Annotated in this window: 18 protein-coding genes and 2 tRNA genes; 12 read left to right on the top strand and 8 right to left on the bottom strand. The window is 62.3% G+C overall.

The features are described 5' to 3' along the window. Positions 1-6: 6 nt before the first annotated feature. Both OKA05_RS22975 and OKA05_RS22970 read right to left on the bottom strand, forming a co-directional pair. Positions 7-89 (bottom strand) — tRNA-Tyr (locus OKA05_RS22975). A 13-nt stretch (positions 90-102) separates the two neighbouring features. Further along, a tRNA-Ser gene (locus OKA05_RS22970) sits at positions 103-188 on the bottom strand. Between the two features lie 308 nt (positions 189-496). Between OKA05_RS22970 and OKA05_RS22965 the strand changes: the two genes are divergently transcribed. Continuing rightward, positions 497-1,120 carry a hypothetical protein gene (locus OKA05_RS22965; protein WP_264489545.1) on the top strand — a complete coding sequence of 208 codons (624 nt, stop codon included), beginning with the start codon at positions 497-499 and terminating at the stop codon, positions 1,118-1,120. A gap of 116 nt (positions 1,121-1,236) precedes the next feature. Here OKA05_RS22965 and OKA05_RS22960 read toward each other — a convergent pair whose 3' ends face one another. From OKA05_RS22960 to lepA, 3 genes are all read right to left on the bottom strand, one after another. Further along, entirely contained in the window at positions 1,237-1,722 is a 486-nt protein-coding gene (locus OKA05_RS22960; RefSeq protein WP_264489544.1) for a hypothetical protein, read from the bottom strand. Between the two features lie 86 nt (positions 1,723-1,808). After that, positions 1,809-2,516 carry a metallophosphoesterase gene (locus OKA05_RS22955; RefSeq protein ID WP_264489543.1) on the bottom strand — a complete coding sequence of 236 codons (708 nt, stop codon included), beginning with the start codon at positions 2,514-2,516 and terminating at the stop codon, positions 1,809-1,811. Positions 2,517-2,892: 376 nt separating this feature from the next. Beyond that, positions 2,893-4,692, bottom strand: a complete 1,800-nt coding sequence (gene lepA, locus OKA05_RS22950; protein WP_264489542.1) for a translation elongation factor 4 — start codon at positions 4,690-4,692, stop codon at positions 2,893-2,895. Positions 4,693-4,835: 143 nt separating this feature from the next. Here lepA and OKA05_RS22945 point away from each other — a divergent pair, with 143 nt between their 5' ends. From OKA05_RS22945 to OKA05_RS22915, 7 genes are all read left to right on the top strand, one after another. Then, a complete protein-coding gene (locus tag OKA05_RS22945; RefSeq protein WP_264489541.1) occupies positions 4,836-6,218 on the top strand; it encodes a serine/threonine-protein kinase in 1,383 nt (460 codons plus the stop codon). A gap of 4 nt (positions 6,219-6,222) precedes the next feature. Beyond that, the gene (recG, locus tag OKA05_RS22940) at positions 6,223-8,277 is read left to right on the top strand and encodes an ATP-dependent DNA helicase RecG (protein ID WP_264489540.1); all 2,055 of its coding nucleotides are present in this window, start codon (positions 6,223-6,225) and stop codon (positions 8,275-8,277) included. A gap of 47 nt (positions 8,278-8,324) precedes the next feature. Further along, a complete protein-coding gene (locus tag OKA05_RS22935; RefSeq protein WP_264489633.1) occupies positions 8,325-8,813 on the top strand; it encodes a methylated-DNA--[protein]-cysteine S-methyltransferase in 489 nt (162 codons plus the stop codon). Positions 8,814-8,869: 56 nt separating this feature from the next. Continuing rightward, positions 8,870-9,799, top strand: a complete 930-nt coding sequence (locus tag OKA05_RS22930; RefSeq protein ID WP_264489539.1) for a hypothetical protein — start codon at positions 8,870-8,872, stop codon at positions 9,797-9,799. 124 nt (positions 9,800-9,923) lie between these two features. Beyond that, complete coding sequence (locus OKA05_RS22925; RefSeq protein ID WP_264489538.1) at positions 9,924-10,205, top strand: hypothetical protein; 282 nt, start codon at positions 9,924-9,926, stop codon at positions 10,203-10,205. A 146-nt stretch (positions 10,206-10,351) separates the two neighbouring features. After that, positions 10,352-12,571 carry a glycosyltransferase family 4 protein gene (locus tag OKA05_RS22920; protein ID WP_264489537.1) on the top strand — a complete coding sequence of 740 codons (2,220 nt, stop codon included), beginning with the start codon at positions 10,352-10,354 and terminating at the stop codon, positions 12,569-12,571. Between the two features lie 32 nt (positions 12,572-12,603). Further along, positions 12,604-12,747, top strand: coding sequence for a hypothetical protein (locus tag OKA05_RS22915; protein WP_264489536.1), 144 nt, complete (start codon positions 12,604-12,606; stop codon positions 12,745-12,747). A gap of 72 nt (positions 12,748-12,819) precedes the next feature. Here the strand turns inward: OKA05_RS22915 and OKA05_RS22910 are convergent, their stop codons facing one another. Continuing rightward, positions 12,820-13,197, bottom strand: coding sequence for an RNA recognition motif domain-containing protein (locus OKA05_RS22910; protein ID WP_264489535.1), 378 nt, complete (start codon positions 13,195-13,197; stop codon positions 12,820-12,822). A 331-nt stretch (positions 13,198-13,528) separates the two neighbouring features. Here OKA05_RS22910 and OKA05_RS22905 point away from each other — a divergent pair, with 331 nt between their 5' ends. Next, entirely contained in the window at positions 13,529-13,810 is a 282-nt protein-coding gene (locus tag OKA05_RS22905) for an energy transducer TonB (RefSeq protein ID WP_264489534.1), read from the top strand. Positions 13,811-14,011: 201 nt separating this feature from the next. Here OKA05_RS22905 and OKA05_RS22900 read toward each other — a convergent pair whose 3' ends face one another. Together OKA05_RS22900 and OKA05_RS22895 are read right to left on the bottom strand one after the other, a co-directional pair. Then, complete coding sequence (locus OKA05_RS22900) at positions 14,012-14,410, bottom strand: type II toxin-antitoxin system VapC family toxin (RefSeq protein ID WP_264489533.1); 399 nt, start codon at positions 14,408-14,410, stop codon at positions 14,012-14,014. Continuing rightward, positions 14,407-14,640, bottom strand: coding sequence for an antitoxin (locus tag OKA05_RS22895; protein WP_264489532.1), 234 nt, complete (start codon positions 14,638-14,640; stop codon positions 14,407-14,409). Before OKA05_RS22895 ends, OKA05_RS22900 begins: the two co-directional genes overlap by 4 nt. 89 nt (positions 14,641-14,729) lie before the next feature. On the opposite strand from OKA05_RS22895, the gene OKA05_RS22890 reads away from it, so the two are divergent. The 3 genes from OKA05_RS22890 (at position 14,730) to OKA05_RS22880 (ending at position 19,668) form a co-directional block, all read left to right on the top strand. Continuing rightward, positions 14,730-17,135: an ATP-binding protein gene (locus OKA05_RS22890; RefSeq protein WP_264489531.1), complete on the top strand. Its 2,406-nt coding sequence runs from the start codon at positions 14,730-14,732 to the stop codon at positions 17,133-17,135. 37 nt (positions 17,136-17,172) lie between these two features. Continuing rightward, positions 17,173-17,541, top strand: coding sequence for a hypothetical protein (locus tag OKA05_RS22885; RefSeq protein WP_264489530.1), 369 nt, complete (start codon positions 17,173-17,175; stop codon positions 17,539-17,541). A 96-nt stretch (positions 17,542-17,637) separates the two neighbouring features. After that, positions 17,638-19,668, top strand: a complete 2,031-nt coding sequence (locus OKA05_RS22880; RefSeq protein WP_264489529.1) for a S46 family peptidase — start codon at positions 17,638-17,640, stop codon at positions 19,666-19,668. Positions 19,669-19,684 lie beyond the last annotated feature (16 nt).

Here is a 19,684-nt window from a genome sequence, read left to right as displayed (position 1 = left end):
AGAGAGTGAGCGCCACAGGATTCGAACCTGTGCGGGCTTTCGCCGGCGGGGTTACAGTCCGCCACCTTCGACCACTCGGTCAGACGCTCATGAAAAAGAAATTGGCGGAAGGTGGAGGAATCGAACCCCTAAGCTTTCACTTACCCCGGTTTTCAAGACCGGTCGCCGGCCATTCAGCGGCACCTTCCAGAAGGCGGAAAGCGGAGGACGTGAACCCCATCCCTTGCGGGACAATCCGTTTAGCAAACGGTTGCGGCAACCTCGCCGCTTCACTTTCCAAAAGGATCAACGCGCCTCAACTGAGGCGGGATCGAGATCGGGAAAGCGAATATCGAAAGAACACGACGAAGAGATGCCACGTCTGCCCGCCGACGGCAAGGCGATTTCCCCCGGTCGTCCGGGCAAGAGGACGAGACGATGATGTTTCCCATCCCGGACGAAATGGCATTGGCTCCTCTCCAACAACGGACGGAATGTCCCGGCTTCCGCGACTGAAATGACTCTCCCCTTCCCTAACAACCGCCTGATGCGCGCCCTCCTTCTCGTTGCGGTTTTGCCGGCGATCCTCGGCAGTTGTGCCCGAAACGTCGTGGTCTTGAACGTCTCTTCAAAGGGATCCCACTACAAGGTGAAGGAAGTGCTGGTGACCGGACGCCCGATCATCAGCAAAAGCGACTTCTACCCGTGGCTAAGGATCGAGAATTTCAACAAGCCCAACGGAGAGCCTTACTACATTAACAGCCCGATTGCGGACGAGGAATTGGAGCGCAAGCTCGACCTGGGGAAGACCTATCGCTTTCGCCTCTACATCACTCATCAGACCGGGGGCTATACCGACTATCACCACGCGATGCTCTCAAAAGTGGAGGACGGCGGAGCATCGGTGATCGACGCCTCGGTCTGTGACGTGCACGGCCGCCGGATGGAATTCGGTCCTGCCGACCAAGCGGATTGGATCCTCCAATCCTCAAAAGAACAGCGCGACCTCGGGGTCTACTACAATCACGGCTACGACTTCCCGAGCTGCTGCTCCGGAGGCATGATCCGCTGGGACGTCTGGCAATGCCCGGAATGCCGGAGGAAGGTCGATGCCTTCAAATCCAAGACCACCTCGTACTGAATCCCTTGACCGCCGGGAGGTAGGTCTCTGCGACGAGCCCAGCCCTGAACGATTTGCACTGGCCCTATGGTGCGCGGTGCTGCTAGGTTCACTTAAGAACATAGTGGATAAAACGGTCACCAAACGGACACTTCGGGACTTCCGGGATCGCGAGAACCCTTGGAAAAACCGCAGCCACGAGGAACGCCTCGTAGCCATGGCGGTGATTTGCGGAACCAGCCAGAATGATGGATCACCTGAACCGGGATTTTCTCGAATTCATCGGATTGCTCGGAGAGGAGTCCGTTGAATACCTGATCGTCGGAGGGTATGCCGTGAGCATCCACGGGTTTCCTCGCTACACGGGCGACATTGATTTCTTCGTGGCCGTAGGTGCCGGGAACGCGGACAAGTTGATCCGGGTTTTCCAGCGCTTCGGCTTCGGCGAGATCGGACTTACTCAGGAGGATTTCCTTGAGGAAGACTTCGTCGTTGAGATCGGAAGAGAGCCTCGGAAAATCCAAGTGCTCACCGGAATCGATGGCGTCCGGTTCGATGAGTGCTACCGGAACCGAGTTGAATTGGAGCATCAGGGACGCACCCTGAAAGTCATCGGCAAGCAAGACCTGCTCCGGAACAAGGCCGCCTCGGGACGGCCCAAGGATCTGATCGACTTGGCTGAGCTGGGGAAAATCTGACGTCGCTGACTTCAGATCTCAAACATCACAGGTGCAAAGCGGCTTCCCGCGATTCCGCAACCGGTGTTATGAAACCGCACGCCATCGAGGCTACGACCGCGGAATGGCAGATGGGTATGGCCGAAGTAGCAGTCGCGGGTGGTGGCTCTCCACTCCGGAATGGCGCGGTCAAGATGCCATGTCAGGCGTTCCAGCGTTCCTTGCACCCCGAAGTGAGACCGGTGCGCCAGCCAAGTGATCCCGATGCGGTCGACAACGCGATAGCCCTGGGCCAGCCACGCGGCACGCGGCTTCTCGCGCTTGAAGACCTCACGATAGCGGCCGAGCCCGACGGCATCCATTCTCCGGTGAGCACAATCGCCGTGGACGAAGAGATGAGTGCCAAGCAGCAGGTGCGTCTCGTGCCAGCTCAAGGAAGGGCATCGTTGCGCCAGGTCATCCAAGCATACGGTGAGCGCATCGAGGCAATCGTGATTGCCGCAGATGAAGTGGATCGTCGCTTGCGGGTAAGTTGCAGCGAATCGGCGGAGCCAATCGAGCGCCGCTTCCACGAACTTCTCCTCATCGCGAAAGTGGCTCCAGCGGAAATCGAAGGTGTCGCCATTCAGCACGATGACATCAGCGGCCGCCAAGTCATCGCGGATCGACGCGAGCCGCTGCTCTCCGGCTGAACGGACCGAGAAAAGGTGCAAATCCGAGATGACGATTCCACGAGGCATGGGATACCCCTTTCTACACCAAAGGCCCGGTCAGAATACAAATTCCATTCCGAGAAAAAGAGGACCGAAAAAGCGGGCTTGGACGTGACTGCCTCCATTCCAGTATAGGACCACCCTCCAGCGAAGCGTGTTCGCTTTCGACAAATCCAGTTGCACCTGGGTCTCCTTGGAGAACAAGGATACACCCTGATCCTGGTCAAACGTGGGCCACTCCTTCACCACTTGCCGCTGCATCCGTTCCCACCAACGGTCCCATCTGCTTTCCACAATCCACAAGGTGAGGTGGAGCAGCGGCGCGAAGATCCCCTTGTTATGGGTCGTTACCCTTACATCACGGCGATGGGTACGTCCGAGATACATGAGCGGTGGAAAGACCTCAATCCCCGCTCTTCAGCACCTTGATGAAGGCATCCTGCGGGATGTTCACCTTGCCGATGGCCTTCATCTTCTTCTTACCTTCCTTCTGCTTCTCCAGCAGCTTGCGCTTGCGGGAAATATCACCGCCGTAGCACTTGGCGGTCACGTCCTTGCGCATGGCGGAAATGCTTTCGCGAGCGATGATCTTGCCGCCGATGCAGGCCTGGATGGCGACGACGAAGAGCTGGTTCGGGATGACTTCCTTCAGGCGCGCGGCGAGGGAGCGGCCGTAGCCTTCCGCTTTCTCACGGTGCACGATGGTGGCGAAGGCCTCGATCGGATCGCCGGCGATCATCATTTCCATCTTCACCATGTTCGCGGCGCGGTAGCCGGCGTGTTCGTAGTCCATCGAGCCATAGCCACGAGTGCAGGACTTCAGGCGGTCGTTGAAATCGACGAGGATCTCCGCAAGCGGCAGCAGGCAGGTGAGCATCACCCGGGTGTCATCGATGGTCTCCGTATTGGTGACCTCGCCGCGCTTCTCCATGACCAGCGACATGATGTCGCCGATGAATTCACCGGGGATCATGACGAAGACTTTCACCAGCGGCTCGCGGACTTCGGCGATGGTCTGTTGATCGGGGAAGAAGGACGGATTGTCGACGATGACCTCGTCGCCATTGGTCTTCGTGACCTGGTAAATGACGGACGGATAGGTGGAGATCACGTCCATGTTGAACTCCCGGCGGAGGCGCTCCTGGATGATCTCCATGTGGAGCAGGCCGAGGAAGCCGCAGCGGAAGCCGAAGCCAAGCGCGGTCGAGCTTTCCGACATGTAAGTGAAGGCCGCATCATTGATCTGCAGCTTGCCCATCGCGGTCTTCAGCGACTCGTAGTCGGAGGCATCGATCGGGTAGATGCCGGAGAAGACCATTGGCTGGATCTCCTTATAGCCGGGCAGTGCCTCGGCGCAGGGATGGGTATTGTCGGTGAGGGTGTCGCCGATCTTCGCCTCGTCCGCGGACTTCATGTTCGCGATGACGTAGCCCACATCGCCGGCCACGAGCTTTTCGCGGGCATTCATCTTCGGGGTGAAGACGCCGACTTCCTTGACCTCGTAGGTCTTGCCGGTCGCGAAGAGCTTCACCCGCTGGCCTTTCTTCACGGTGCCGGAGAAGATCCGGACGTAGGAGACCACGCCGCGGTAGGTATCGTAGATCGAGTCGAAAACGGTGGCGCGCAGCAGCTTGTCCGGATTTTCCGTCGGTGCAGGCACGCGTTTGACGATCGCTTCCAGGATATCCTCGATGCCGATGCCCTGCTTCGCGGAGGCTGGGATGGCGTCCTCCGCCGGGATGGCGAGGATGTCCTCAAGCTGCTTGCGGCACTTCGGCACGTCAGCGGCGGGAAGGTCGATCTTGTTGAGGACCGGGATGATCGTGAGATTCTGCTGCAGGGCCAGGTGCAGGTTCGCCACCGTCTGGGCTTCCACGCCTTGCGCAGCATCGATCATCAGGATCGCGCCCTCACAGGCGGCCAGCGAGCGGGCCACCTCGTACGAGAAATCGACGTGCCCCGGCGTGTCTAGAAGATTGAGCTTGTACGTCTTGCCGTCCTTCGCCTTGTACACCATCGCCACCGGGTGGGACTTGATGGTGATCCCCTTTTCGCGCTCCAGATCCATCGCATCGAGGAGCTGGGCACTGGACTCGCGCTCGGTGACGGTATTGGTGAACTCCATCAGCCGGTCCGAAAGCGTGGTCTTCCCGTGGTCGATGTGGGCGATGATCGAGAAATTGCGGGTCAGGGAAGTGGGCATGGCGTGTCAGGAAGTGCCGGCGGGCGCGCGGATGGAAAACAGGGAATTACACCGAAAGCACGTAAAAAGAAAGGGATGGAGCCGGTGGGGCACCCCCACCAAGACAGCGGGATTGCGGAAGAGGCCGCGACTCTGATAGTGGCTTGGAAGTGACCCAGCGCTATGAGATCGAGGATATGCTGTCCCAAGACGACCGGGGAGTCGCTTTCCGGGCGCGGGACCGTGAGGAAAAGCGCGATGTGGTGCTGAGGCGCTTTTTCCCGAATGGCCGGGAGGGGGGGGGGCTCGAGCCTCCGGAGCAGCAGGCATTCCTGGAAGCGGTCGAAAAGCTGAAGGCGCTCAAGCTGAAAGAGCTGCGCAAGACACTCGACGGCGGTTGCGACCCGGTGGACGGCATTCCCTTTCTGGTCACCGACTGGGTCGAGGGCGACACCCTCGGCTCCTTCACCCGCGGCAAGCCGCTCGAAAGCGCCTCGGTGAAGGACATCGTGGAAGTGGCGCTCAAAGCGTCGCAGGAACTTTCCCGCGTGCTGGAGCACGAAACGCTTTGGGTCGGCTGCAGCGAGAACTCTATCGTCGTCCCGGAATCGGGTCGCGGCATCACCTTCTGGGTATCGCCACTGGCCTCCCTCAATGTCCGCGGGCTGCTGCCGCTCGCGGAACTCGCTGAGCGCCTGCTGGGATGGAAGGGCAAGCCGATCCAGCACGACTCCACCGGCGATGGCATGGCCGGCTGGATCCGCCAGATCCGCGCAAACCCCAAGGGCTGGACACTGGCCGCGGCTCTCGAAGCACTCCAGCACCCCGTTTCGGTCACCTCCGCCACCTCGACCGTGCAAATCCAGCGAGCTCCCGGAGCCGCCACCAAACAGGGCGCCGTCGCGACCAAACCGGGTGCTCCTCCCGCCAAGCGGGCCAAGAAAAAGAAGGCCGTGTGGCCATGGGTCACGGTTTCCCTCCTTCTCCTGCTCGGCGGGGGTGGCTTCGCCGCTTGGAAAACCGGATCGCTGGAAAAGGTCATCGCCAAATTCAAGGGACCGGAGGGCAAGCGCCACGTCACCGCCGACGAAATGCGCCGCGAGCTGGCCGCCAAGTCGTTCCCCAACTCTGCTCAGCCACCGCCCGCCGGCTGGAATGCCGCCGGGCCGACAGCCACGAATATGCCGTCTTCGCCTCCGGCCGCGGCCACGGCAAAGGCCGACGCCGCCCCGAAACCCGGCGGGACGCCTGCCGCCGCTCCGGCACCGCGTGTGCCCTCTGGAAATCAGTCGGTCTCAGGCAAGATCCTTCGCGCTTACGATGCCAAGACCGGCCGGGGCGTCCGGTTTCTTGAACTCGAACAGTCCGACAAGAAAACCGCCATGGTAGGCTATCGCGTCGCTGGCGGGCAACCGGGGCTCGAGGTTACCGATTTGAACGCGCTCAAAGGAAAGAACGCACGCGTTACGGGCGAGTTCGCGGCGGAACCTCCTCATCCAAAAGTGCTCTTCATCCTGAGCCGCGGCGACATCGTGGAGCAACCTTGACCCCTTGGCTGTTCCATTGATCCAAGCCGCCGCCCCGCTCGCCTCCGTCGATTTCCTCATCCCAAAGGAAGTCCTCTCGCTTGCTTCCGCCGGCCTTCACGTCGCCGGTGACCTGCTCGATTGGTTGCCGCGCCGCTACGAGGATCGCCGGCGATTCGACGCTTTTCCCGCCGCGCCGGGCGGACCGGCGATCTGCGTCCGCGGCAAGGTGATCGACACCCGCAACCGCTTCGGCCCGCGCGCCCGATTCTACGAAGCTGTCGTGGAAGACACCCGCAGTTCGGGGATGGGAACGGCCACCATCACCTGCCGGTGGTTCAACATGCCGTTTCTGAAAAACGTCATCGCGGCCGGCCAGGAAGTCATCCTCCACGGCAAGCCGAAGGACTTTCAGGGCAGGATCTACATCGATCACCCCGACTTCGAGGTCATCCGCGACGATGGCGGGCCATCGATCCACCTCGAACGCATCGTACCGATCTACCGCAATGTCTCCGGCATCGCCCAGCGGCGGCTGAGGGAAATCCAGCATCGCCTGCTTGAGGAGATCGATCCCGCGTCGCTCGGCACGCCCTACGATGTCGATCCGACCTACCCGCGGGCCGAGGCATTTCGCGAGGTGCATTTCCCCGAGGCTGTCGAGCAGGCCGATGCCGCGCGCCGGCGCTTCGCCTTGGAGGAGTTCTTCGCGGTGCAGCTCAATGTCGTCTGGCGGCGCGCCCGCATTCACGATCACCAGGGCCGGGTGCAGGGCACGAAGACGACGCTGCTGAAACGCTTCTACGAAAGCCTGCCCTTCGACCTCACCGGCGCGCAGAAGCGCTCGATCAAGGAGATCGTCGCCGACTTGCGCTCGCCGCGGCCCATGAACCGGCTGCTGCAAGGGGACGTCGGCAGCGGCAAGACCTTCGTCGCGATGGCGTCGATGCTGCTGGCGATCGATTCCGGCGCGCAGGCCGCGCTGATGGCACCCACGCAGATCCTGGCCGAGCAGCATTACCTCACCTTCAAGCGCTGGCTCGAGCCGCTCGGCGTGCGCGTGTTGCTGCGCACGGCCGCGAAGGAGACAAGCACGCACTTGCCGCTGGATGGCGAGCCGCAGGTGCTCATCGGCACCCACGCGCTGCTCTACGACAAGGTCGCCTTCACCGACCTCGGGCTAGTGGTCATCGATGAGCAGCACAAGTTCGGCGTCAGCCAGCGCTCGCGGCTGATCGAGCAAGGCACCATGCCCGACGTCCTGGTCATGACCGCCACGCCGATCCCGCGGACCTTGACGATGACGATCTACGGCGACCTCGACGTCTCGATCCTGGACGAGCGCCCCGCCGGCCGCGGGAAGATGGTCACCGCCCTGCGCACCGCCGCGAAGCAGACCGAGGTGACCAAGTTCGTGAAGGACCAGCTCACCACCGGACGGCAAGCCTACCTCGTCTATCCGCTGGTCGAGGAAAGCGAGACGCTCAAGGCGGAGTCCGCCACCGAGGCCTTCGAGAAATGGCAGAAGCGACTTTCCGGCCACTCGGTCGGGCTTGTCCACGGCAAGCTCTCGCCCGAGGAGAAGGAGGAGGTGATGCGCCGCTTCCGCGATGGCGAGATCCACGCGCTGGTCGCCACCACCGTCATCGAAGTCGGCGTCGATGTCCCGAACGCCAACCTCATGATCATCCACCACGCCGAGCGCTTCGGCCTGGCCCAGCTTCACCAGCTCCGCGGACGCATCGGCCGCGGCGAGCACAAGAGCTACTGCATCCTGCTCACCGATGGCAAAAGCGCCGAGGCGATGGAGAAGCTCGCGGTCATGGAGAAGACCTCGGACGGCTTCGTCATCGCCGAGGAAGACCTCCGCCTGCGCGGCCCCGGCGATGTCCTCGGCACCATGCAAAGCGGCCTCGGCGACTTGAGATTCGCCGATTTCCTGGCGGATACCACGTTGCTTCGCGAAGCCCGCGCCTTGGCGGACCGGGTCATTGAGGAAGACCCATCCCTCACCACTCGCCATGCGAACTTGCTGCCGCTGATTCAAGAAGCGCCCGCTCCCGCAGCGCAACGTGGGTGACCTTCCCAACTCATCAGGCATATCCCGTGAGCTTCCACTACAAGACGATGCCTTCGCCCGTGAGCCTGCTAAAGCTGGTCGCAAGCGATCAGGGACTGACGGCGATCCTTTGGGAGAATGACAACCCGAACCGCGTCCGTCTCGGCCCGCTGTTGGAGGACTCGTCCCATCCGCTGCTTCTCGAAACCGAGCGCCAGTTGGCCGAATACTTCGCGGGAGAGCGCACGGAGTTCTCGCTGCCGCTCGATTTCATCGGCACCGAGTTCCAGCGGAAAGTCTGGCACGCGCTCACGACCATTCCGTTCGGCGAAACCCGGAGTTACCGGCAGATCGCCATTCAGGTCGGGAGTCCCGACGCCGTGCGAGCGGTCGGAGCCGCGAATGGGAAGAATCCCATTTCCATCGTCGCCCCGTGCCACCGCGTGATCGGCACCAATGGCAAGCTCACTGGATTTGCGGGAGGACTTGAGGCCAAAGCGTTCTTGCTGGAGCTGGAATCGAAAGCCCTGTCGCCGGACAGCTTTCGGCTGACCTAGGGCCGCGGTTGACTCGTCTGGCATAACTGGACTGATCCCCCGCCCCGAATCAGCCGATGCTCGCAAACCACTCCCCCACCACCGCCCAAGGCTATGCGATGCCCGATTGGGAAGCGATCTGGGATGAAGTCGAAGCGGAGCATCCGCCGGAAGCATGGCATGAGGTCTGGTGCGAGATCGCCCGGGAGTGGATGGCGACCGTCCGTGACCGGTTGGGCGGAAACTACGCGATCCGCGAATCGAAGAACTTCCTGCTCGTCTCCACCGCTTCGGAGCAAAAGGCCGTCGAGGTATTGCAATTCCTGGAGCGAATCCACGCGCGGATCCAGCAGACCATTCCGGCTTTGCTCCCGGAGGCGCTCTATGGTCAATGCCCGGTCCTCGCCTTCACGGATGAGAATGATTTCTACGACTACGTCTCGGGCTACTTCGACGACGACGGCGAGTTCGGAGCCATGGGCGGGGTGTATCTCAACCGCGGCTATGGCCACTTCGCGCTGCCGAGCCCGCAACTCGACCACTACGCTGCGGTGATGAGCCACGAGCTCTGCCACTCATTCCTGAGCCACCTTCCGCTGCCTCTCTGGCTCGACGAAGCGATCACTCAGGGTGTGGAGCATTCGATCACCGGAGCGCTGCCCTACGTGCTGGACCGGGAAATCATCCGCCGCCACCGGGACTATTGGGATGAGAAACTGCTCCAGTCGTTCTGGACCGGAGACAGTTTTGGCTTCCCCGACGATGGACAGGAGCTGAGCTATCACCTCGCCCGTTTCATCCTCCACTCACTGCACCAGGGAGGAACGACGCCGCGCGAGGAGATGGACCGGTTTTTCCTGACCGCCACCTACGAGGATGCCGGCCAGAGCGCTGCGCAGGAGGTCTTCGGCATCTCGCTTGGGGAATGCCTGGTCCCCTTGCTGGGCGAAGGCAATTGGGATCCAGTCAGCCCTCCGGAAGCGGTCGAATTTCCCGGGAGTTCGTGAGACCGCCGGACTCGAAACGAGCACGATGCGAGAATTCTCCCACTTATTCTCTCGCATCCAAGTTCGCGCCCGGCTACAGCGCCCCGACGGGCTCTTCATCCGGAGCGCTCACCCACCGTTTCTCGTGAAGATCACCCTCAATACCACCTCCGTTCCGGAGAACCGCCGGCCGCAGGTCGAGGCGGTGGTGAAGTCCTTTGCCAAGGCCACCGAAATCATCTGGCTGCCCAGCCGCTTCCCTCGCTTCGTGATGCTGGTGGAGCCGGGGCCGGAGCCTCAGGTCCAGCCCGAAGCCGGCTCGATCTTCGAGTCACCGAATTCGGGCTCGCGCTCGCTGGCCTCGGTCACCGAGTTCCTTGAAGGAAAGATCAAGGAATGTCTCGCGGGACCGGAAGCCACAAAGTAGGCTGCCTTCCCGTTTTGGGATATTCTTTGACGGACCCTGCGCCCCGCTTAGGGTGCACTGTTTCGTAGGCAGCTATTGGGCTGCTTGTCGGTGTTCCTGAACGCCGCTGCCATGGTGAGCGCGAGATCGTTTCGAATTTCGCACCCATGAAGACTGCCCAGCCCACCCGTCACATCGCCTTCATCGGCAATCACACGCCGCGACGATGCGGCATCGCCACCTTCACCGCGGACATCTGTGAGGCGATTGCTGAGGAGTTCCCCGATGCGAGCTGCTTCGCGGGGGCCGTGAATGACCGGCCGGAAGGCTACGACTATCCAGCGCGCGTTCGCTTCGAGATCGATCAGGACGATCCGGAGTCCTACACGCGGGCGGCCGAGTTCCTGCACATCAACAATGTGGAGGTGGTCTCGGTGCAGCACGAGTTCGGCATCTACGGCGGCCCGGCGGGGTCCCATCTGCTGGGATTCCTGAGCCAGTTGAAAAAGCCGGTCGTGACCACGTTGCACACGGTGCTGAAGTCACCCGATGCCGCGCAGCGGGAGGTGATGGACCGCCTGAATGAGCTTTCGGAGCGATTCGTCGTGATGGCGGAGCGCGGCCAGCGGCTGCTGGTGGATGTCTATGGCGTGGACCCCGAGAAGATCGACCTGATCCCGCACGGGGTGATCGACATGCCGTTCGTGGACTCGAATTTTTACAAGGACATCTTCGATGCCGAGGGCAAGACGGTGCTGCTGACCTTCGGCCTGCTGTCACCAAACAAGGGCATCGAGACCGCCATCGAAGCACTGCCGGCGATCCTCGCGAAGAACCCGGAGATCGTTTACCTGATCGTGGGGGCCACGCATCCCCACCTCGTCGCCACGCAGGGCGAGGCGTATCGCGAAAGCCTCGAAGCACTCGCCATCAAGCTGGGAGTCGAGAAGCAGGTGGTCTTTCACAACCGCTTCGTCTCGATGGACGAGCTGAAGGAATTCATCGGCGGTTCGGACATCTATCTCACCCCGTATCGCAACGAGGAGCAGATTACCTCGGGCACGCTGGCGTATACGTTTGGAGCCGGGAAAGCGATCATCTCCACGCCGTACTGGCACGCGCAGGAACTGCTCGCGGAGGAGCGTGGGGTGCTGGTGCCCTTTGCCGACGCGGCGGCCATCGCGGCCGCGGTGAATGACTTGCTGGAGCATCCCACGCGGATGACGGCGATGCGCAAGCGGGCGTGGAAGGAAGGCCGCAAGATGACCTGGCCCGAAGTGGCGCGACGCTACATGGAGAGCTTCGACCGCGCACGGGCCGGCCTGAGCGAACCGACCGCCGCGGTGATGGAGGAGCACAGCTACCCGATTCCCGCGCCCAAGCTCGACCATCTGTTCCGGATGACCGATCACACGGGGATCTTCCAGCACGCGATCTACAGCGTGCCGAACTACCACGAGGCCTACTGCACCGACGACAATGCGCGGGCCTTCATCTACACGGTCTTCCACGAGCAGGAGCATGGGTCCGATCCGGCGGTCAACCGGCTGGCCAGCACTTACCTCGCTTTCCTCTGGTATGCCTTCGACGCGAACACGCGCCGCTTCCGGAACTTCATGAGCCACGAGCGGCATTGGCTGGAAAGCAATGGCTCCGAAGACAGCCACGCCCGCGCCCTGTGGGCGGTCGGCACGGCACTCGGACATTCGCAGAACGAAGGCTTCCGCAATCTCTCCGCCCTGCTCTTCCAGCGCGGGCTCGAGCCGGTGAAGCGCTTCAGCTCGCCGCGCGCCTGGGCCTTCACACTGGTGGCGATCCACGAGTACTTGCGCGCCTTCTCCGGCGACCGAGCGGTGGCGAAGATGCAACGCCTCCTCGTCGCCCGCCTGGTGGGGCTGTTCCAAGCGAACTCGTCGCCCGGCTGGCTGTGGTTCGAGCGGGTCGCGACCTACGACAATGCCAAGCTGTCCCACGCGCTGATCCTTTCCGGCCAGCATCCGGCCATCGAGACCGGCCTGATTTCACTGAAATGGCTGATCGACGAGCAGACCGGCGATGGCGGCCAATTCTCGCCCATCGGCTGCCACGGATTCTGGCCGCAGGGGTCGGAAAAGGCCCGCTTCGACCAGCAGCCGGTGGAGGCCCACGCGATGGTGTCCGCCTGCATGGCCGCCTATGACGTCACTGGCGCGGAAGTCTGGGCCGCCCATGCGCGCCGCTGTTTCGAGTGGTTCCTCGGGCGAAACGACCTGGGCGTGTCACTCTACGACCCTGAAACGGGGGGCTGCCGCGATGCCTTGCTGCGCGATCACATCAACCAGAACCAAGGCGCGGAATCCACCCTCGCCTTCCATCTCTCGCGCTCCGAACTCACCCGGCGCCGATGACCTGACCCCACCAACCCCAACCAACCGAAGCCATGGGCGACAAATCCCCGAAATCGAAGCAGAAGCAGCAGTCTCAGAAGCAGACCAAGACCGACGCGGCCGGACAGGCGAAACAGCGCCAGACCGACGCCAGCCGTGAGGCACGCGGTGGCGGACCGCCGCCGAAGAAGAAGTAGCCAGCCGCGGCGCACGAAAAAGGCGGCACCCCGTGAGGAGTGCCGCCATGAAAGTCGATCGCTCAGGGCGTCTCAATAGCGACGACCGCCGCTCGATGGCTTGCCGCCACCGCCGCCATAGCCGCCGCCGCCACCACCGCCACCACCGCCGCCGCCGTAGCCGCCGCGTCCACCACCGCCGCCGCCACCGCCGCCACCACCACGCTCTTCGCGGGCTTGGGCTTCGTTGACCTTGAGCTTGCGGCCGCCGAGATCGTAGCCGTCAAAGGCCTTGATGGCGTTGTTCATCTCGGAGTTCGATCCCATCGTCACAAACGCGAAACCGCGAGGCTGGCCGCTTTCACGATCCACCGGGAGGTGGACGTCGGTCACTTGGCCTTGCTGGGAAAACAGGTCCTGGATCTCCTGCTTGGTCGTCTGAAACGACAGGTTGCCTACGTACATTTTCATCTTCGTCCGTTGGCTCCAGCGTCACGACTTTGTCCGAGACTGTTCCCGTGAATCGGGTTTCAGACCGCCACCGAATCCTCAAGATTCGCCTGGCGATACTCCAGGCCTTGATCTTGCCATGGCGGGAACCAACTCGGGAGCGTAGCCGCAATGGGTCCCGGGGACGACAAGTTTTTCCGACGTTTTTTTATCGGCCCGGAGAATTCCCCTTGAAAACCGCCGGATCGGAAAGATCGCGCGGCAATCCACCCGGAAAAACGGGCGCGATCCTGCCCCCGGTTCGCCGCAGGGTTAGGTTGACGAGCCGGGTGCCACCCGGTGGCATGGCGGAGTGAACCTTGTCCGCCTGCTCTGCCTCTCCGCTGCCGCCCTCCTCGCCGCCGGTTGTGCCGGAGGACCTGACCCGTCCATCGATCCGAAGAAGAAGTCTTTCTTCGTGGACGTGGAGTACACAGTGGGTACCGACGGCAAGACGAAGGACGCCAAGGTGATCTCCACGGACGCGCCGAAGCAGCTCCAGCAGGAGGCGCTAAGGGAAGTGAGCCGCTACCGCGCCGATCCATCGGTCGATGTCTCCCGCGGACGGCGGAGGATCGAGTACAGCGTGGATTGACCGCCGGCCCTGCCAGTTTGAGTAGGCTGCGCATGGTGTAACGACTGCGGATTTCGCGTTACAACGGGGGATCTTGTCCCATCGATCCTCATTCGCGCTCGCCTTGGCCTTGTTTGCCGCGGCCCTTCCCCTGAAGAGCCCGGCCGCTCCCCCGCAGGGCACCTGGGTAACGCTCGCCGCCGACCACCCGCTCCGTCAGTTTCAAACCTCCCAGTCCTCGATCCGCAAGCCCGATACGCGCTGGAATTCCCGGACATTGTGGCTGACGAGGGTCAGGTCCAATGCGAGCGCTTGCCCTGCCAACTGTAGGTCGTAGGGACCGATCTTCTTGCCTGCTTTTTCCAATTCCCAGCGAATCGCAGCGGTGCGAAGCGCGGAATCCCAGTCGAACGGCAGGAGATGTAGCGGCGTCAGGAAAGCGATCACCTTTGCGCTCTCCCTTTCCGGTTCGCGGCAGCGCTCCACGCCGGCAAATAACTCGAACACACTCACCATCGAAACGCCGCAGTCGTCCGGAGCGTGTGACTTCAAGTGGGCCGTGACTTGCGAGTGACCGCGCATCGCTTGAATGCACGCATTGGTATCGAGCAGGTATTTCACCGGTCGAAATCCACTACCGGGGGAAGCGCCCCTTGTTCGGGGCGACCGAAGGCATCGTCGTCGATCCGGATATTCTCAAAATAGCCGGCCGGCCAGGACGCTGCTTTCACCGGTTCCAGCAAGAGGCCATCGCCCACGCGACGGATGCTTACTTCGTGGCCTTCGAAGCGAAATTCCTTGGGAATGCGCACCGCTTGCGACCTCCCGTTGAGGAAAAGCGTCGTCGTCATATATGGTATATACCACTCTTTCCCCGGCCCGTCAACCGGGCCGAATGCCGCTTTTCAAGCGCCCTCGGATTCCTAACATTCCCGCCATCATGACCCCGTCCGTCTCCGACTACGAAAAGCTGGGCGCCTTTTACCTCGGCCGCGAGTATGACCTCGATACCAAGACCGCCGACGGTGGGCTGATCCTTTACGATTCGAAGGACCTCGTGACCCACGGCGTGGTGCTCGGGATGACGGGCTCGGGCAAAACCGGCCTCTGTCTCGCGCTGCTGGAAGAGGCGGCGATGGACAACATCCCGGCCATCGTGATCGACCCCAAGGGCGACATCTCGAACCTGCTGCTGATGTTTCCGAACCTCGCCGCAGAGGACTTCCGCCCGTGGATCAATGAGGACGACGCGACGAAGAAAGGCGTCACGCCGGATGAGTTCGCGGCGAAGACAGCGGAGACGTGGAAGAAGGGACTCGCCGACTGGGGCCAGGAGCCGGACCGCATCGCGAAGCTCAAGGAGAAGGTGGACATCAACATCTTCACGCCCGGCTCGAAGGCCGGCATCCCGGTGTCGATCATGAGTTCGCTGGAGGTGCCGCCCTTCGAGGTGATGGATGACAGCGAGCTGTTAGGCGAGCGGATCATGACCACGACGACCGCCTTGCTGACCTTGGTAGGCGTGCGGGACGAAGCCGCGGAAACGCCCGAAGCGGTGCTGGTCGCGACGATTTTCCAGAAGGCATGGGAAAGCGGGCAGAACCTTTCGCTGGAGACGCTGATCCGCCACATCCAGAAGCCCGCCTTTGACAAGGTCGGCGTGATGGATCTGGAAAGCTTCCTGCCGCAAAAAAACCGCCAGGCCCTGGCACTCAAGTTCAACAACCTGCTCGCCTCGCCCGGCTTCTCCACCTGGCTCGAAGGCCCGCCGCTGGACATCGCGAAAATGCTGCACACGCCGGATGGCAAGCCGCGCATCTCCATCTTTTCGATCGCGCATCTCAGCGACGCGGACCGCATGTTCTTCGTCAGCCTGCTTTTAAACCAGACCCTTGGCTGGATGCGCGGGCAAAGCGGAACGACGTCGCTGCGGGCAATCCTCTACATGGACGAGATCTTCGGCTACCTGCCGCCGAGCGCGAATCCGCCGAGCAAGAAGCCGATGATGACGCTGCTCAAGCAAGCCCGCGCCTTCGGCCTCGGCTGCCTGCTCGCCACGCAGAACCCGGTCGATCTCGACTACAAGGCACTGTCTAACATCGGCACCTGGTTCCTCGGTCGCTTGCAAACGGAGCGCGACAAATTGCGCGTGCTCGATGGACTCGAAGGCGCGGCCGGTTCGCAGAACGCGAAGTTCAACCGATCGGAAATGGAGACGCTGTTGTCCGGCCTCGGCAACCGCGTCTTCCTGATGAACAACGTCCACGAGGATCACCCAGTGCTCTTCCACGTGCGCTGGGTGATGAGCTTCCTCACCGGCCCGCTGACCCGCACCAGCATCAAGGCCTTGATGGACCCAAAGCGCGCGGCCTTCGGAAGTACGAAGGATGCCGTACCAGCCGCATCCAATCCGATGGCGATGCCCGGCATATCCGCAGTAACGGTGAAGGCATCCGCCCGGCCGGTGGTGGGTGCCGGAGTCATCGAGAAATTCGCGCCACCCGCGGGCGATGCTTCGGAAGTCATCTACAAGCCTCACTTGCTGCGCGCGGGCATGGTCCATTTCTCCTCCACTAAAACGGGCGCGGAGGATGATCGCAAGGTGCGGAAAGTGAATCCAATCCTGCCCGATACCATCGCCTACGACAAGGAGCTGCCGCCGCCGCTCAAGCTGGAGGACAGCCCTGCCGAGGGTGCCGGCTTCGACACACTGCCCGGCTACGCGATGAATGCCGCCAACTACAAGCAGGTCGAGAAGGACTTCGCCGACTGGCTCTATCGCAACGAACGTGCCGAGATCTTTTCCTGCCCGGCGCTGAAGGAATACTCGCAGATCCGCGAGTCCGAGGCCGAGTTCCGCGCGCGGCTTTCACAAAAGGCACGCGAGGCTCGCGATGCCGCGGTCGAAAAGCTTCGCGACGCGACGAAGAAGAAACTCGGCACCTTGGAGGGAAAACTGCAGACAGCCCAAGGTTCGCTGGGCCGTCAGAAAGCGGAATCCCAAGGCGCACTGGCGCAGGTAGGGACCTCGATCTTGGGAGGCCTGTTAGGGGGCCTGTTCGGTCGCAAGCGTGGCATGGGATCCGTGGTCACGAAGGGGACGAGCGCCTACAAGCAACATCAGGACGTATCCATCGCAGAGGAAAAGGTGGAGACCGTTCAGCAGCAGATCGCGGCGCTGAATCAGGAACTGGAAGCCGACATCGCGGCGCTGTCCCAAACCTTCGATCCTTCCAAGCTCGTGCTTGAGACCGAAACGCTCAAGCCCACCAAGACCAACGTGAAAGTCGATTCCGTGTCGCTGCTGTGGCTGCCCTACAACGACCGCGGCGAAAAGGCTTGGTGATCGAATCCCCCGCCCAAGTGAACCCGCGCCAACGGACATGAAAGAAGGCGAGTACTATCTGGACATTGATGAAGCTCTTCCGCGTGTCACCTTTGACACCACCAGTCTCAAAGGAGCCAAGGCAGGCCTTGCCGAGCTCAAGCGCCGGCGGAAACTTATCGTCCTTCGCAAGCGGACGGAGCTGGCAAGCCTCCGGGAAAACCGATCCCGCTACACCGGCACCCGTGAATTCTCGCGCGGAAGAGGAAACTGGCTGACCAACCTGGTGTTTTCCTTGATGAGAGCGAAAGCTTACCACGCCACCGCCGAGGATGATTTCCAGATCGCTCACCTGGACCGGCTTCTCATCTCAATCGACCGCGTCATCCTGGATATCGAGAACAAGATCTCCGCGCTCAAGCCGTAGGCTCTTGCCACTGTCGCTCCTCCGCTTCCCCCTGGAACCACGGGCATCGCAGAAGTGGGATTGCACCTTGTCGGCGGGCTCCTAAGCTCCGTCGCCATGCGTTCCTTGCTTCTCCCGAGCCTCCTTCTCGCCCTGCTCCCCGCCGTCCGCGCGGACGAGGGCATGTGGCTGTTCACCAAGCCGCCGGTCCGGCAGGTGAAGGAGAAGTATGGCTTCGAGATCACCCCGGGGTGGCTGGAGCATTTGCAGAAGTCGTCGGTGCGCTTTGGCAATGGCGGCTCGGGCTCCTTCGTCTCGGCGAACGGGCTGATCCTGACGAATCACCACGTCGGTTCGGGGATGATCGAGAAGCTCAGCACCAAGGAGCGCGACCTGCTGAAGCACGGCTTCTACGCGGCCACCGGCGAGGCCGAGCTGAAATGCCCGGACCTCGAGCTGAACGTGCTCATGAGCATCGAGGACGTCACGGAGCGGGTGAATACCGCCGTGAAGGACGGTCAGACGCCAGACGAGGCGGCCGCCGCACGCCGCTCGATCATCGCGGCGATCGAGAAGGAATCCCATGATGCCACCGGCCTGCGCAGCGACGTGGTCACGCTTTATCAGGGCGGCGCCTATCACCTCTACCGCTACCATCGCTACACGGACGTGCGGCTGGTCTTCGCGCCGGACGTGAAGGCAGCAGCCTTCGGCGGCGATCCGGATAACTTCGAGTTCCCCCGCTACTGCCTCGATTTCTGCTTCTTCCGCGCTTACGAAAACGATGCCCCGGCGAAGACGCCGCACTTCTTGAAATGGAAGACGGAGGGCGCGAAAGAAGGTGAGCTGGTCTTCACCTCCGGCCATCCGGGCCGCACCAATCGCTCGGTCACGCTGGCCCAGCTCGAAACACTGCGCGACGACGCCTTTCCCTATCGCCTGGAGCAGATCTTCCGCGCGGAGACCCTGCTGAGTGCCTGGGCCGACCGCGACCTGGAGAACGCCCGCCGCGCCAAGGGCATGATCGTCGGCACGCAGAATGGCCGCAAGGCCATCATGGCGCGCCTCGATGGACTGCTCGATCCGGCGCTGATGGCTCGGAAGGCGGCGAGCGAAACGAAGCTCCGTGAAACAGCAGCGGACGCCTTCGCCCGGATCGAGGCGGCTGAGAAGGAAGCGCGTGGCTTCGAGACCCGGCTGCGTTTGCTGGAAGGCGGAGATGCCTTTGGCAGCGGGCTCTTCGGCATCGCGCGCACGCTGGTGCGGGTGGCGGATGAGGCCGGGAAACCGGAAGGCGAGCGCTTGGAAGAATACCGCCAGACCTCGCGCCCCTCGCTGGAGCTGGAGCTGTTTTCCACCGAGCCCATTTACAAAAACCTGGAGACGGTGCGGATGGCGAATGCGCTGACCTTCCTCTGCGCGAAGCTCGGCGCCACCGATCCCACGGTGCTAAGCATCCTTTCCGGCAAATCCCCGGACTCGCGCGCCGCCGAACTGGTCCAAGGAACCGCCCTCGAAGACGTCGAGGTGCGCCGGAAGCTCTATGATGGCGGACGCGAGGCCCTCGCCACCTCCAATGACCCGCTGGTCAAGCTGGCCAAGGCCGTGGATCAGGAAGCCCGCGACCTCCGCAAGAAAGCGGAGGCGACCGAGGAGGTCATCGCCCAGGCGCATCGTGAGATCGCCGCGGCCCGCTTCGCTCGCGATGGCGACTCGGCCTATCCAGATGCGACCTTTTCCCTGCGCCTCTCCTACGGCGTGGTGAAGGGCTACGCCGACGGCAAGGAAACGGTCCCGGCCCAGACGACCTTCTGGGAGATGCATGAGCGGAGTGAAGCCCAAGGCGCAATCCCACCCTTCGACCTGTCCGGAGAGTGGAAGGCAAAGGCCACCAAACTCAATTCGCTGACTCCGCTGAATTTCATCAGCAGCAACGACATCACCGGCGGCAATTCCGGCAGCCCGGTGGTGAATCGCGAGGGCGAATTGGTTGGCCTGATTTTCGACAGCAATGCGCCGGGCCTCGTGTCCGACTTCTTCTACACCGAGGAAAAGGGCCGCGCGGTCTCGGTCCATCCGGCGGGGATCGTGGAGGCGATGCGCGTCATCTACCGTGCCGATCGCGTGCTGGCAGAACTCACGCACTGAACTGACCGACTGGCGG

The sequence above is a fragment of the Luteolibacter arcticus genome, assembly GCF_025950235.1.
Taxonomy (GTDB): Bacteria; Verrucomicrobiota; Verrucomicrobiia; order Verrucomicrobiales; family Akkermansiaceae; genus Haloferula; species Haloferula arctica.
This window is presented reverse-complemented; position numbering and strand designations above follow the sequence as displayed.

Coding starts and splice junctions, on each gene's coding strand:
- OKA05_RS22965 (WP_264489545.1), top strand. CDS start 497: ATGACTCTCCCCTTCCCTAACAACCGCCTGATGCGCGCCCTCCTTCTC.
- OKA05_RS22955 (WP_264489543.1), bottom strand. CDS start 2,516: ATGCCTCGTGGAATCGTCATCTCGGATTTGCACCTTTTCTCGGTCCGT.
- lepA (WP_264489542.1), bottom strand. CDS start 4,692: ATGCCCACTTCCCTGACCCGCAATTTCTCGATCATCGCCCACATCGAC.
- OKA05_RS22935 (WP_264489633.1), top strand. CDS start 8,325: ATGCCTTCGCCCGTGAGCCTGCTAAAGCTGGTCGCAAGCGATCAGGGA.
- OKA05_RS22930 (WP_264489539.1), top strand. CDS start 8,870: ATGCTCGCAAACCACTCCCCCACCACCGCCCAAGGCTATGCGATGCCC.
- OKA05_RS22920 (WP_264489537.1), top strand. CDS start 10,352: ATGAAGACTGCCCAGCCCACCCGTCACATCGCCTTCATCGGCAATCAC.
- OKA05_RS22915 (WP_264489536.1), top strand. CDS start 12,604: ATGGGCGACAAATCCCCGAAATCGAAGCAGAAGCAGCAGTCTCAGAAG.
- OKA05_RS22910 (WP_264489535.1), bottom strand. CDS start 13,197: ATGAAAATGTACGTAGGCAACCTGTCGTTTCAGACGACCAAGCAGGAG.
- OKA05_RS22895 (WP_264489532.1), bottom strand. CDS start 14,640: ATGACGACGACGCTTTTCCTCAACGGGAGGTCGCAAGCGGTGCGCATT.
- OKA05_RS22890 (WP_264489531.1), top strand. CDS start 14,730: ATGACCCCGTCCGTCTCCGACTACGAAAAGCTGGGCGCCTTTTACCTC.
- OKA05_RS22885 (WP_264489530.1), top strand. CDS start 17,173: ATGAAAGAAGGCGAGTACTATCTGGACATTGATGAAGCTCTTCCGCGT.
- OKA05_RS22880 (WP_264489529.1), top strand. CDS start 17,638: ATGCGTTCCTTGCTTCTCCCGAGCCTCCTTCTCGCCCTGCTCCCCGCC.